The sequence below is a fragment of the Pokkaliibacter plantistimulans genome, from assembly GCF_003194385.1.
Taxonomy (GTDB): domain Bacteria; phylum Pseudomonadota; class Gammaproteobacteria; order Pseudomonadales; family Balneatricaceae; genus Pokkaliibacter; species Pokkaliibacter plantistimulans.
Genome location: NZ_LAPT01000172.1, coordinates 1 through 14,278 on the forward strand (window position 1 = coordinate 1; position 14,278 = coordinate 14,278).

Annotated in this window: 11 protein-coding genes; 3 read left to right on the forward strand and 8 right to left on the reverse strand. The window is 57.9% G+C overall.

The window, feature by feature from the left end; all coding sequences use genetic code 11:
* The coding region (locus tag WH50_RS26740) for a hypothetical protein (protein WP_207780490.1) at positions 1-246 on the forward strand (246 nt) is incomplete at its 5' end.
* Between the two features lie 174 nt (positions 247-420).
* Here the strand turns inward: WH50_RS26740 and WH50_RS25335 are convergent.
* The 5 genes from WH50_RS25335 to WH50_RS25355 all read right to left on the reverse strand — a co-directional run bounded on the left by WH50_RS25335 (position 421) and on the right by WH50_RS25355 (position 6,049).
* On the reverse strand, positions 421-1,350 hold the full coding sequence (locus WH50_RS25335; RefSeq protein ID WP_110190215.1) for an electron transfer flavoprotein subunit alpha/FixB family protein: 930 nt from the start codon (positions 1,348-1,350) through the stop codon (positions 421-423).
* On the reverse strand, positions 1,350-2,096 hold the full coding sequence (locus tag WH50_RS25340; RefSeq protein ID WP_104151529.1) for an electron transfer flavoprotein subunit beta/FixA family protein: 747 nt from the start codon (positions 2,094-2,096) through the stop codon (positions 1,350-1,352). Before WH50_RS25340 ends, WH50_RS25335 begins: the two co-directional genes overlap by 1 nt.
* A gap of 481 nt (positions 2,097-2,577) precedes the next feature.
* On the reverse strand, positions 2,578-3,387 hold the full coding sequence (locus tag WH50_RS25345) for an enoyl-CoA hydratase-related protein (RefSeq protein ID WP_110190217.1): 810 nt from the start codon (positions 3,385-3,387) through the stop codon (positions 2,578-2,580).
* Positions 3,380-4,249 (reverse strand): 3-hydroxybutyryl-CoA dehydrogenase, encoded by an 870-nt coding sequence (locus WH50_RS25350; protein WP_110190219.1) that lies wholly within the window; start codon positions 4,247-4,249, stop codon positions 3,380-3,382. Before WH50_RS25350 ends, WH50_RS25345 begins: the two co-directional genes overlap by 8 nt.
* A 147-nt stretch (positions 4,250-4,396) precedes the next feature.
* Positions 4,397-6,049, reverse strand: a complete 1,653-nt coding sequence (locus WH50_RS25355) for an acyl-CoA synthetase (RefSeq protein ID WP_110190221.1) — start codon at positions 6,047-6,049, stop codon at positions 4,397-4,399.
* Positions 6,050-6,294: 245 nt separating this feature from the next.
* Here WH50_RS25355 and WH50_RS25360 point away from each other — a divergent pair, with 245 nt between their 5' ends.
* Positions 6,295-8,130 (forward strand): PAS domain-containing sensor histidine kinase, encoded by a 1,836-nt coding sequence (locus tag WH50_RS25360; RefSeq protein ID WP_110190223.1) that lies wholly within the window; start codon positions 6,295-6,297, stop codon positions 8,128-8,130.
* 34 nt (positions 8,131-8,164) lie between these two features.
* Positions 8,165-8,812 (forward strand): response regulator transcription factor, encoded by a 648-nt coding sequence (locus WH50_RS25365; protein WP_279305963.1) that lies wholly within the window; start codon positions 8,165-8,167, stop codon positions 8,810-8,812.
* A 51-nt stretch (positions 8,813-8,863) separates the two neighbouring features.
* Here the strand turns inward: WH50_RS25365 and WH50_RS25370 are convergent, their stop codons facing one another.
* From WH50_RS25370 to WH50_RS25380, 3 genes are all read right to left on the reverse strand, one after another.
* Positions 8,864-10,177 carry a DUF2254 domain-containing protein gene (locus WH50_RS25370; RefSeq protein WP_110190227.1) on the reverse strand — a complete coding sequence of 438 codons (1,314 nt, stop codon included), beginning with the start codon at positions 10,175-10,177 and terminating at the stop codon, positions 8,864-8,866.
* Between the two features lie 76 nt (positions 10,178-10,253).
* Positions 10,254-12,875 (reverse strand): DUF3141 domain-containing protein, encoded by a 2,622-nt coding sequence (locus WH50_RS25375; RefSeq protein ID WP_207780493.1) that lies wholly within the window; start codon positions 12,873-12,875, stop codon positions 10,254-10,256.
* A 421-nt stretch (positions 12,876-13,296) separates the two neighbouring features.
* Entirely contained in the window at positions 13,297-13,929 is a 633-nt protein-coding gene (locus tag WH50_RS25380; protein ID WP_104151620.1) for a response regulator, read from the reverse strand.
* Positions 13,930-14,278: the final 349 nt, after the last annotated feature.

A 14,278-nucleotide genomic window follows, 5' to 3' on the forward strand; every position in this document is an offset into this window, starting at 1 on the left:
GGGTATAGGTGCTCATGGCGGTCTCCCGAGGGTGTCATCTTGCACATATCGCTGCGTACAGCCTCAAATTCAGCAGTGTGCAGACGTGCATACAGGTTCAGGTCGAACAACAGGTTCGCCTGTGAGGCAAAGAGGATCGATATGGAAATCAGCGGTGAATCTGAACTTAACAGGCTGTTGAAAAACGTTATCGAGGCAGCCGAGACAAGGAAAAAGCAGGCGAAAAAGCGGAGTTTAGTGAACTAAATGAGCATTTTGAGCCTGTTTTTGACGCGGTATTCGGCAACGCAGATAGATTTTCAACGACCTGTTAAGAGGCGTGTACCGGGCAGTCTCACCCTTGAGGAGGTGAGGTCAGCATAGCGACGGGCACACTGTGGCAGGCAGTGTGCCTGCCACAGTGCAACCTGTCAGCATCACTCAGAGCTTGCTGGTCAGCTCCGGTACCGCAGTAAACAGATCAGCCACCAGACCGTAGTCAGCTACCTGGAAGATCGGTGCTTCTTCGTCTTTATTGATAGCAACGATGACCTTGGAGTCTTTCATCCCGGCCAGATGCTGAATGGCACCGGAGATACCCACAGCCACATACAGCTCAGGTGCCACCGTCTTACCGGTTTGTCCGACCTGCATGTCGTTGGGTACGAAGCCCGCATCCACTGCAGCACGGGAAGCCCCTACCGCAGCACCCAGCTTGTCTGCCAGTGCATAGATCACACTGAAGTTCTCGCCGGAACCCACACCACGACCACCGGAAACCACCTTGCTGGCAGCGGTCAGTTCCGGGCGATCAGACACCGCCAGCTCTTCCTTCACAAAGCGGGAAGCCGCAGACGCACCCACCACCGCCACAGGCTCGATGGTTGCCGTACCGCCAGTAGCAGCGACAGGCTCAAACGAGGTGCCACGCACAGTCATGACCTTGACCGCATCGGCTGATTTGACGGTTGCAATAGCGTTGCCAGCGTAGATCGGGCGTTTGAAGGTATCAGCCGCCAGGACCGCAGAGACCTCCGACAACTGGTTGACGCCCAGCAGTGCAGCAACGCGTGGCAGAAAGTTCTTACCGGTGGTGGTCGCGGCAGCAAGGATGTGGCTGTAGCCTTCCGCGGCAGACAGCACCAGATTGCTCAGGCTTTCAGCCAGCTGATGCTCGTAGGCGGCGTCGTCTGCCACACGTACTTTACGCACGCCGCTGATGGTCGCTGCCGCCTGGGCAACCGCCTGACAGTTATGGCCTGCGATCAGCAGGTCTACATCACCGCCAATCTGCTGGGCAGCAGCCAGTGTGGTCAGGGTAACGGGCTTCAGGGATTGGTTATCGTGTTCGGCAATTACCAGAATAGTCATCACAGCACCTTCGCTTCGTTACGCAGTTTTTCGATCAGCTCATCCACAGAACCTACTTTGATCCCCGCCTGACGCTCTGCAGGAGGCTCGACCTTCACCAGGGTCAGAGCATTGCCGACACTGACGCCCAGCTGTTCAGGGGTCAGCACGTCCAGTGGTTTCTTCTTGGCTTTCATGATGTTAGGCAGCGAAGCGTAACGTGGTTCGTTAAGGCGCAGATCGGTGGTCACCACCGCAGGCAGACTGATCGCCAGCGTCTGCAGACCGCCATCCACCTCACGGGTTACCTGAGCACTGTCGCCCTCGATAACCACTTCCGAGGCGAAGGTTGCCTGCGGCCAGTCCAGCAGTGCACCCAGCATCTGGCCGGTCTGGTTGTTGTCTGAGTCGATGGACTGCTTGCCGAGAATGATCATGCCGGGCTGCTCCTGCTCGGCGACTTTGGCCAGCAGGCGGGCAATAGACAGCGCATCGATATTTTCCGCCTCCACCTGAATGCCGCGATCAGCACCCAACGCCAGCGCAGTACGGATTTGCTCCTGACAGGCTTTGGCACCGATGGAAACCACCACCACTTCGGAGGCGACGCCTTTTTCCTTCAGGCGCACGGCTTCTTCAATGGCGATTTCACAGAAGGGATTGAGAGCCATCTTGACGTTGGCCAGATCCACATCCGACTGATCAGCTTTCACCCTGACCTTGACGTTGTAGTCGATGACTCGTTTTACGGCGACCAGTATTTTCATCAGCAATTTTCTCTTGTTATGCGAAGCAGCGCGTTCCTGCTGCCCCTGTGTAAGCCAAAAAGTTGTGTGCCAGAACCCAGGTCTTTCAGTTTTGCGGTAACGCTGATGCGCTGGTTGCCAGCGCATCAGCGCTCCTGGAACAGGTCATAGACACGTTACTGCACAGGAGTCAGACAACCGCAGTGCTACGCAAAGCACCCAATCGTGTCCGGCCTATCCGAACGGCTTGTCTATCATGCAGACGCCTTTCGGTTATAACCAGAGCTGGCAGATGGCGCTTCTAGATCAATAAGTTATGTTCTAAGAGCATTCGTTATATTTGCTCCCGAATCCTTCCTGATCGCCCCCACGTAGCTGCACTGACTCCATAATCACTGCGTTATTTGCATCGTTGTCACAATGTAACTCTGCCCAGAAGACAGCAAATCACCACGAGTACAGCACGCGTAACAACCGCAGTGCTTAAAACCTGTTCATGCGCTTAACGCCCTTTAAACGCCGCCGGACGCTTCTCCAGAAAGGCCGTCATGCCTTCTTTCTGATCTTCCGTGGAGAAGGCCAGGGCAAACAGATCACTCTCCAGTGCACAGGCGGCGGTCAGATCCAGTTGCGGACCGCGATGTGCCAGCTCCTTGGTCAAACGCACCGCCACCGGGCCGTTGGCAGCAATCTTCTGCGCCAGCTTCATGCCTTCTTCCCGCAGTGCTTCTGCGGCGTAAGCGTGGTTAGCCAGACCGATGCGTACCGCTTCGGTGGCATCGACCATGCGGCCACTTAGCAGCAATTCCATGGCCATGCCCCGCCCAACCAGACGGGTCAGGCGCTGACTGCCACCAAAACCGGGCGGTACGCCCAGCGTCACTTCAGGCTGGCCAAAGCGTGCCTTGTCGCTGGCCAGAATGAAGTCGCAGCTGAGGGCAAGCTCACAGCCTCCCCCCAGAGCAAAACCATTGACCAGCGCGATGGTGGCAAACGGCAGGCGTTCCAGTGCGGCGAAGACCTCATTGCCCAGTTGCGAGAAATGGCGGGCTTCCAGCGCATCCAGGCCACTCATCTGACTGATGTCAGCGCCGGCCGCAAAGGCCTTCTCTCCGGCGCCGGTCAGCAACAGCACCCGCACATCCTCAGCGCCCTGCAGAAAGCGAATGGCCTCCATCAGCTCATTGAGCATGGTGGAATCAATGGCATTCAGCTGCTTCGGGCGGTTCAGTTCCAGGGTATAGATGCCTTTGTTCGGCTCACTCAGTAGCAGTGTCGAAAAGGCAGGCAGAGCCAGTTCGTTGTCACTCATAGCTGAAGAATCCTCTTCCTGATTTCTTGCCCAGCCAGCCTGCCGCTACGTATTTGCGCAGCAGGGGTGCAGGCCGGTATTTGTCGTCACCAAGATCACGGTGCAGTACTTCCATGATGGCCAGACAGGTATCCAGACCGATAAAGTCTGCCAGCGTCAGCGGCCCCATGGGATGAGCACAGCCCAGTGTCATGGCAGTGTCGATATCCTTAGCGCTGGCCACGCCCTCTTCCAGCACGAAGCAGGCCTCATTCAGCATGGGCAACAGGATACGGTTGACCACAAAGCCTGCCTTGTCCTGACATTTGACCGGTGATTTACCCAGCTGTTCAGCCAGCGCGATGACCTTGCTGAAGGTATCGTCACTGGTCGCCAGTCCGCCGATCACCTCGACCAGTTTCATAGCAGGCACCGGGTTGAAGAAGTGCATGCCGATGACCTGCTGCGGGCGTCGGGTGACGGCAGCAATCGTGGTGATGCTAATGGAGCTGGTGTTGGAAGCCAGAATGGCATCCTCATGGCAGATACCGTCCAGTTTGCGGAACAGTTCGAGCTTGAGGTCGACCCGCTCACTGGCCGCTTCAATCACCAGCTGGCAGTCAGCCAGTTGCTCCAGCTCACCTACTGCGCTGATACGCTGACTGATGGCAGCCGCGTCGTCAGCCTGCAGCTTGCCGCGGCTGACCTGTGAGTCCAGCCGCTTCTGGATCGCTGCCAGCCCTTTTTGCGCCGCATCCAGACTGATGTCAGCCAGCACCACACTGAAGCCAGATGTCGCTGCCACCTGAGCGATACCACCGCCCATCTGCCCTGCGCCCACGATTCCAATTTTCAACTCAGCACCTACCTTGTCGTTGCTCATTAGCCGGTCCTCGCTTGTGCTTTCCTGCCGCCGGGACGATGTTGCTGCCCTGCGGCATAAACAGCTCAGTTATACCCCTCTCAGAGGTAAACACAACCGCTTGACCGGCTGATGACCATTGCACTCGCTCTCTGTCTGTTCAGAGAGTTAACTCAGCTCGTCCACCCGGATCTGGCTGGGATCTTTGGCCCAGTCACGCAGCACGTACTTCTGAATCTTGCCGGTGGAGGTTTTGGGCAGGGGCACAAACACCACACTGCGCGGCACCTTGAAGTGCGCCAGATGCTCGCGACAGAAAGCGATGATGTCTTTTTCACTCACCTCCTGATGATCGGCCTTGAGTGTGATGAAGGCACAGGGTGTTTCTCCCCATTTTTCATCCGGCCGCGCCACCACGGCGGCTTCCAGCACCGCCGGGTGTTTGTAGAGGGTATCTTCCAGCTCAATGGTGGAAATATTCTCCCCACCGGAAATGATGATGTCTTTCAGGCGATCCTTGATTTCCACGTAACCGTCGGCATGCCATACCGCCAGATCGCCGGTATGGAACCAGCCACCGGCAAAAGCTTCTGCTGTGGCCGCCGGATTTTTCAGGTAACCCTTCATGATGGTGTTACCCCGCATGAAGATCTCCCCCAGCGTTTCGCCATCGCGCGGTACGTCCTGCAGGGTGGCCGGGTTGGCGACTCGCAGCCCGTCCAGCGTGAGGTAGCGTACCCCCTGACGAGACTTGATTCTGGCGCGCTGCTCCAGCGGCAGCTCATCCCATTCACCGTGCCAGGCACAGACCGTGACAGGGCCGTAGACTTCAGTCAGACCATAAACGTGGGTGACATGGATGCCCATTTCCTCAATCGAGCCAATCACTTTGGCGGGTGGCGCAGCCCCCGCGGTCATGGCCTGCACCGGATGATCAATAGCCGCCTTGGCTGACTCAGGCATGTTGATCAGCGCATTAAGCACGATGGGTGCGCCGCACATATGGGTCACCTGCTGCTCGCGAATCAGGGTAAGAATACGTTGCGGGTCCACCTTGCGCAGGAAGACGTGTGTACCGGCACAGGCGGTGACCGTCCACGGATAGCACCAGCCATTGCAATGGAACATGGGCAGCGTCCACAGATAGACCGGGTGCTGGCCCATGGACCAGACCGTGGTATTGCCCAGTGCATTCAGGTAAGCACCACGGTGGTGATAGACGACACCTTTCGGATTGCCGGTCGTGCCTGAGGTGTAGTTGAGCGAAATGGCATCCCACTCGTTGTCAGGCAAACGCCAGACAAACTCCGGGTCGCCCTCGGCCAGAAAGGCTTCGTAATCCAGCGGACTGATCGCTTCTGCCGAGCCCAGCTCAGGGTCATTGACATCAATGACCAGCGGCGGCTGGTCAAGCATCGCCAGCGCCTGCGCTATCACCGGGGTAAATTCACGATCAACGATCAACACCTTCGCCTCGCCATGCTCCAGCATGAACGCCAGGCTCTCGGCATCGAGACGAATATTCAGGGTATTGAGCACGGCACCGACCATGGGCACCCCAAAGTGCACTTCGAGCATGGCCGGAATGTTGGGCAGCATCACCGCGACGGTATCCCCCTTGCCGATTCCCCTGCCCTGCAGGGCGGAAGCGAGACGGCGGCAACGCTGATAGGTTTGCTGCCAGGTGAAATGCTGACTGCCGTGAATCATGGCGGGCCGGTGCGGGTAGACACTGGCGGTACGCTCGATAAAACCCAGAGGAGACAACGGCACATGGTTGGTGGTGTGCTGCTCCAGATGCTGATCGTAGATGGAGGTCATGGCTGTTTCCGCTAGCTGTTGTTGTTATGCACTGCGTGGCTGTGACTACCGCAACACAGGGGCTTAGCGCCCACTCCTGATCGGACTGGCGTACTGCACTCCTGTTGGCTGCTGTCTTTTATAGGCAATCACCAGAAAAAATACAATTATCACTATAGTGGTATAGTATTTTTACTATATAAAAATACCGCACTAGACTAGAATCCTGTCACTACGCTCAGCATCACTCCGGAAGCCACCCTTCTATGCTGCTCTACAACGACCCTCAGCCCGGTGCTGTGCTTGATGCCAGCGCCCATCCCCTGCAAAGCAATCAGGCGTTGCAGCATCTGCTCGGTGAACTGCAGGTCCCCCTCATACAGCTGCTGCCCTTCAATGTGGCAGCACTGGTCAGCGCCAGCCTGCGTCAGCAACGAGCGATTGAGGACGTTGAGCATCAGGTCGAGGAGCGCATTCTGCTGTGGAGCTTCATCCCTGAGCTGGCCAGCCAGCAGGTGCTGGCTCGGGGACGCGACGCTACCCGCGAGCGGCGCAGCGTGAAGGAGGCCGCAGAGGCGAGCCGGCTTTATCGCCTGATCACCGAAAATACCAGTGACATGATCTCCCACCACTCCCCGGACGGCACCTTCCTTGATGCCTCTCCAGCCGCCTGGACGCTGCTTGGTTACTGGCCGGAACAGCTGCGCGGAATTCAGACCAAACACCTGCTGCATCCCGAAGACCGCCACCGCCTGTTCACCGCCCGCGAAGAGCTGGAAATTACCGGGCGGCACACCATGACCTATCGCATAGGCCATCGTCAGGGGCACTATCTGTGGTTTGAAACCGCCAGCCACGCCATCCGTGATGCTTACTCCGGTGAGGTGATCGAAGTGGTCAGTGTCAGCCGTGATGTCACCGCGCGCGTCAAGGCCGAGGAGATACGTCATCGTCTGGCCGACGTCATTGAGGCCACCACGGATCTGGTGCTATTTCTCGATGGTCAGGGCGATCTGACCTATATCAATCAGGCAGCGCGACGCGCGCTTTGGGTCGAGCCGTCAATCAATAGAGATGGCGATGGCGATAAAAATACTCAGCATGGCCAGCAGCCACTCCCCACGCTGAACAGCCTGCTAGATGACAGCAGCCGTCAGCGTCTGCTGGACGGACTGGAGACGGCGCGGGAGCAAGGGGCATGGCGCGCAGAAATGTACCTGCACCATCATCATCGTCATGCTCTGCCGGTATCACTGGTGCTGCTGTCACATACCGCGGCCGATGGCGTGCGCTACTTCTCTGTGGTGGCACGTGACATGACCGAGCGTGAACTGCGCGAAAGCCAGCTGCGCCGCCATCAGGAGGAGCTGGCTCACGCCAGCCGTCTGACAACCATGGGAGAACTGGCATCCGGCATCGCTCATGAGATGAATCAGCCCCTCGCCGCCGTAGTAAATTACGCCGGTGCCAGCCTGCGTTATCTCAAACGTCTGCCCCGACAGGATCAGGTACATGACAAGGTGGCTGAAGGGCTGACGCGTATTACCCTCCACGCCAATCATGCCGCCGAAGTGATCAAACGCTTGCGGGCCTTTCTGCGCAAAGGTCAGCCTCGCCTGCAGAAACTGGATGCCAACGGCGTGATCAGCCATGCCCTGATGCTGTGCCAGTGGGATGCCAACGAAAAACAGGTGCAGCTGCTGACAGAGCTTCAGGCCGCCCTGCCTGACATTTTTGTCGATCCGGTGCTGCTGGAGCAGGTGCTGATCAATCTGCTGCGCAACGCCATCGATGCCAATCGCGAGCGCCATGGCCACAGCGGATCTCAGGTCACCGTGCGTAGCTATCGCTGTCGGGAAAACTGGGTCTGTGTGCAGGTCATCGATCACGGCCCCGGGCTCAGCGAGGAGCGTCTGGCGCAGATCTTCACCCCATTCTTTACCAGCAAGGCCGATGGCCTTGGTCTTGGCCTGTCCATCAGCCGAACACTGGTGGAAGGTTTTGGCGGTACGCTGGAGGCGCAGACTCACCCTGACGGGTTAGTGTTCGAGTGCCGCCTGCCCGCCATTCACGCCGACAATGCCTTCACAGACAAGCAGTGATATGCCTTCTGTTGAACTATCCCAAGGAAGCAAAGTGACGACGAACAATACAACCACATCACAGATCGTTTACGTGGTGGATGACGATCAGGGCATGCTCGACTCGCTGGTCTGGCTGCTCGACTCAGTGGGGATTGAAACGCGCCCCTTTACCAGCGGGCAAAGCTTTCTGGAGCAGTGCGACGCCAGCATCAACGCCTGCGTGTTGCTGGATATTCGTATGCCCGGCATGGGCGGTCTCAACGTGCTGGAGGCCATGCGCCAGCGGCAGGTACAACTGCCGGTCATCTTTATCAGCGGTCATGCCGACGTGCCGCTGGCGGTGCGGGCTTTCAAGGCGGGCGCCTGTGACTTTCTGGAAAAACCCATCAATGAACAGCTGTTGCTCGACAGCGTACAGCAGGCCTTACAAAGCCACGCCGCCCAGCGGCAACGGCAGCAGCAGCTCGCCAGTATTCAGGCACGTCTGGCGGACATGACACCGCGTGAGAGTGATCTGCTGCTGCCACTGGCCAAAGGTTTCAGTAACAGGGAAATCGCCGAGCAACTGGATATCAGCGTCAAAACCGTCGACCTGTACCGCGCCCGGGTAATGAAAAAGCTCGCCGCGGACAGCCTGCCCGAACTGGTCGCCATGGTCATCGCCACCGGAATGCTTGATCCTCTGGCAGCCAGAGAGTGAGCTGGCGGCTTGGCACCTGCACAGGCGTTCGGCAGCTGAGCCTCTGCATCGTCAGCGATCCACTTTCAGTTTACGAAAGTGCTCGGTGACAGCCGTAATATCCTGTTCAGCAGACATGGCGTGCTGGCAACGTGCCAGCGCCTGCTCAGCAAACGCCAGCGCCAGCCCGTGGAAAGGCGCGAAGCCACAGCCCTGTAGTCCATAAAGGGCCTTTTGCAGCCAGATCCCGACCTCCACAAAGGCAGCGCCATCACGGGAAATCGGTACAAACACATCTCGGAAAAAGTCCTCTTCCGCCAGTGCCCGCACGTAAATGCGATCATATTCCGGCTGATAGCCGCGTGGCTGGTGTTGCTCCTGCATCGCCACAGCGGTGCTCGCCAGCTGTCGCTCTTCTGCCCAGGTGTGCAGCAGCCGCACACAGGTTCCGATGACGTCAATGGCCGTGCCGGGATCATTGATAGCAGGCGACAACGCCCGGATCGCAATCTCGTTAAGCACTATCAGCCCGAGGCGCGGATCCTGATGATAGGTGCGGGCATCGCCAATCACGATGGCTGCACGCACCGCCTGACAGAGTGCTTCAGCGGGAGTCGTATCGACACTGACCAGCGGCTGGCCGGGCACCAGAAACTCGCCGGGCTGACTCTCCAGATGGATGCGGCACTGGTACTGCTCAGCCAGTACCTGCAATTTACCCATGTCGACGTACTGCACATAACCCACCAGCAGAGTATTGATGTGGGTACCGGCCACCGGGCTCTGCTCATAGGGCTGACCACCCAGATAGGGCTGACGTGCCCGGCGGATCAGCGACTCACGGGTGGTGGATTCGACCAGATTGACGGTCTCCCCTACCCGGCCAAGGTGCGATATCTGATCGATCCAGCGCAGCAGGGTCACCGTGATCAGCACAATCACCAGCACCGTGACACCAAACAGCACCACCCGTCCGCCATCAGCGTAGATATCCGTGCTGAGCGCCACAATACCGACGATGGCGTACAGAAATGCCCCCAGAAAGGTCGCCAGCGCACTGTGTACGTCGGCGTTTTCGATCAGCAGTTTGGTCGCTCTGGGTGTGGTGCTGGAGGATGCCGTAGCAAAGGCGGATACCACCGTGGTCAGAGAAAAGGTCGTCACCGCCAGCATGCTGGAGGCGAGAATATTGAGAATACTGTCGATGGAGGAGGCACCGAGCACGGTCGCCCAGTGCCCCGGTACCCAGCTGTTCGCCAGCGGGCTGATCAACACCGTACCAATGGCCAGCGCACAGTAGAGGCTGGCGCGGAACCACATACGATGTGCCATTTCCCGCAGGTAAAACATCCATTTGGATGCGATGACATCCCTGTCCTGAGCCATATCGTTAACCTGAGTGCCTGATGCTGATCAGGCACTTATGGCGTTGATAACGTTCAGAGTCAAAGTCCTTTGCCTGTCAGCTGCCGCTTTCTTCACCTTTTCCGGCGTTCGCAGCAGGTGTTTTAGTGGTCGTCGTAGCAGGCTTGCGACGGCTTCCTGCTGTCGACGTTTTGCTGGCGACAGGTGCCTTTCTGGCTGCGGTGGTTTTAGTGTTGCTGCTAGCCGTTGTTTTGGCAGCACGGGTGGCCTTGGGCTTACGTGCAGTGCTGGCACGGCGAGGTGCCGGAGCAGCTTCAGCCGCAGCACTCGTCTGGACAGGCTGCGCGATTACCTCAGCAGCGACACCCGCCTGTTCCTGCCCTGCAGCAACACTGTCATCACTGACTTTCGCCACCGCATCGTCCGCCTTGACCTCAACCACGGCGGGATGACTTTCCGCCAGCACGGCATCGCTACGCTCAAGAACCGGCCTGGACTTGCCATTGATCACTGGTTCGGCCTTCGCAGCAGTTGCCTCTGCCTTGGCCACCTGCTCACTGATCACCCCCTTGAACAGGGCAACGATTTCGTCGTAACGCACCTGCGCCTCGGCTGGCAGAGGGCCAGGGGCCGTCAGCGTGGAATGCACCAGTGCCAGCGTCTCTTCGATAGTGGCAGCCGGGACGCCCTGTAACAGTGAGGGAATGGAAGCCACGGCCAGCGGCTCGTCCAGCCGCAGCATCAGGAACTGGTCACGCAACAAGGCTTTGAAATCGTGCAATGACAGGCGCTCGGCATGAGCCTCGCGGAACTGCTGCAGCACATGGAAACTGCGTTCATCGGTGACCCGTGTGGCCAGCGCCACATAGATCAGCGAGCGCGTCATGGCTTCGCGGATGCCACCGATAGTCATGTGCTGACGCAATGTCTTGTGGTGGAAATCGAGATAGGCACGGAACTCAGGGTCCGCACCGGGATGGGGGCGCACCTCGGCGTCGCTGGCGCTCAGGCCCAGCATGGCCTGCAGCAAGGGCGAGCCGTAAAAGGCCAGGAATATCTGCTCTTTGAGCATGTCTCGATTATCGCGATAGCGGTCCAGAGCAGACTCCAGCCAGCCAGACATCTGACGCTCGATCTGGGTGAAAATATTGTCTTCCGTCGTGGCAAGCCGGTTGCCATCAATGAAGGATGCCATCCAGCGTACAGGGGTCATCCACGGGTTAATCTCCGAGAACATTTCGTAGCTGACCCGTAAAGGGTGCAAGCGGTGCATGACAGTAGCCGACACATCATTACTGATGGCTCTGACCCAGGGCTGCATAAACTGGCGGTACAAGCCCAGATTGATCTGTGACAGGCGGTCTACCGCGGCAAAACGCCGGTTGTCATCCTCACGCTCCTGCACCACCGCCCGGATGTCATCCATGCCCCGACCGGCGAACTCCAGAATGTAGTCACCATGTGCCAGTTCGGCATTCGTGGCATCCGCCGCCTTGGGCGTAATGATGGCTTCATACAAGCCCGGTGGCATGACATCGATAAAGTCGATATTGGAAGCAAACTCGTTGTGCTCTTTGCGGGCGATCTTGCCGGAAACAAAAATGCCGAGGTGACCGATGCTGTCGTGAATGGCGTAAATGATGGTCTGACCGCGGGCCTGCACATCGGTGCCGCTGTCGTACAGATCGGAAATCCAGCCCAGCGCCTGCTGGGGCGGGCTGATGTTATCGCCCTTGGAGCAAAACACGATAATGGGCGAACGAATATTACGCAGATCAACCCGGGTGCCATCCGCCATGACCATCTGGTTGGCTGTCAGGCGGTTACCGATGAACAGATTATCGACGATGTACTGCATCTCACCGCCGTTAAGGTAGACGTGACCGCCCCACCACTTTTCAAACTCCAGATAACGGGCCGGTTCGGTATCGATATTGGAATAGAGATGATACTGCTTGGTCCATAGGGTATTGGCGGGGTTCAGACTCTCGAAGTTCTGCACCAGCCAGGCGCCATCAAAGACGCCTTTGCCCAGATCACTGGTCAGCGCCGTCATCCAGGAGCCGCCCAGCAATCCACCGGAATAGCGCATGGGATTCTGCCCGCGCACACCCGCCCAGTAGGACAACGGCGTACCGGCGATGATCAGCGGCCCGAACAGCTCTGGCCGCAGGGCAGCGGCAATCATGACCTGCCAGCCAGCCTGACAGTTACCCACCACCACCGGCTTGCCTTCCGCTTCGGGATGGCGTGCCCGTACGACTTCCAGAAAGTGATGATGCGCACGAATAACCGCTTCAATGGTCTGTCCTTCCAGCGGGTAGGTCAGAAAACCGATGAAGTAACAGGGATGCCCGGAACGCAGTGCTACACCGATTTCGCTGTCGGACTTGAAACCACCAATACCGGGGCTGTTACCCGCGCGGGGATCCACCACCACGAAAGGTCGCTTGCGCATGTCCACTTCGATCCCTTCGGGCGGCACAATAACCGCCAGACCATAGGCTGCCGGATCAGGCAGCTCGCGCCCATCGGCAACCAGATCGGCATCAAAACTGAGCACATGGGGTACACGCATGGCCATGTGCTGGTGGTAGCGCTCCCCGCGTTGGCGCAACACATCGGTAAACAGCACTGAGCGCTGGATCGCATCCACGCCATAGCTGAGCCCGTCTGCCCAGACATTCCACAATGAACCGAAGCCTTCGGTATTCAACATAAACCACTCCTGTGAGCCCGTTACCGACATGAACGGGAGCTATCAAAGAGAATCGGTGACGTTGATACGGCTCACAACTTCAGGCCGCCAGCGCCTTACCACCTGGTCCTGCACGAAAGGGAGGTAAACCCTTCCTGCCCGCCAGTTCGCCGGCGGGAGATGTTGCTGGTGGACTACACCGCTCACCGGAAAGGTCAGAATCGTATTTCTGACTCCTGGCATGCAACATTTATGCTGCACTGCACACAACAATGCTGATACTAGAGGCGAATCAGGTCAAAACCCAAGCATCCTGTTGAGGAAGTTTAATAACCGTTCGTTACAGCCAGAGGGCAAAACCGCGAAATGTGGTGAATCTGGCGATGTGGTGTTCGCCAGATTCACCTTGGGAGAAAGGTAATACGGGGAGCAATGGCAGGCGTTACTGCTCCAGCATGCCGTCCTGCACGGCACGCATGACCAGCTCAGCATTATTGCGAACATCCAGCTTACGCATCAGATTGGCGCGGTGGGTATGGACGGTCTTCACGCTGAGGTGCAGGGTATCCGCCACTTCGCTGACACTGAGACCGCGAGCCATCAGCTCATATATCTGGAACTCACGGCGGGTCAGCGCGTCACCTTCGCTGATTTCCCGGGACTGTTTTTTCAGGATGGAGCGCACGTTGGTGGCGTAATACTCCTGTCCGTTGGCCAGTTTGTTGACCGCTTCCAGCAACTCCTCAGGAGCACAGCGCTTGGTCAGGTAGCCTTTGGCACCTGCGGCAATCGCACGCTGCGGAAAGGGCTCATTCTCATGCACAGTGAGCACCAGCACCCTAGCGTCCTGATGATTGCTGCAGATGCGTTTAATCCCCTCCAGTCCACCGAGGCCGGGCATCGACATATCCATGATAACCACATCGGGCTGCAGCTGCGGGTACTGCTGTACCGCCTCTTCCGCCAGACGCGCTTCACCAATCACGCGAATATCACCGGACGACTCCAGCAGCCGGGAAAAGCCCGCCCTCACAACATCGTGGTCATCGACCAGCATGACTCGTATCGGATTCACTCTTCTGCCCTTGCACTGACGCTGCTGTTGCAGCAAAGGCTCACTTCAAGGCTGGCAGGCAGAGGCGACTCCTCTGCCTGCCAGACACGACGGGCCCTGCCTTTAGCAGGCTGTTGAAAAACGTTATCGAGGCCGCCGAGACAAGGAAAAAACAGGCGAAAAAGCGGAGTTTAGTGAGCTAAATGAGCATTTTGAGCCTGTTTTTGACGCGGTATTCTGCAACGCAGATAGATTTTCAACAGCCTGTTAGGCAAGACCATCAAGCACTCACAGTGAGAAGGCGCTGAAGCCTGCTTCCTGCAGTTGCTTCTGCCCCTGCTCGTGGGTCACCACGGCAGCACTGGCCTTT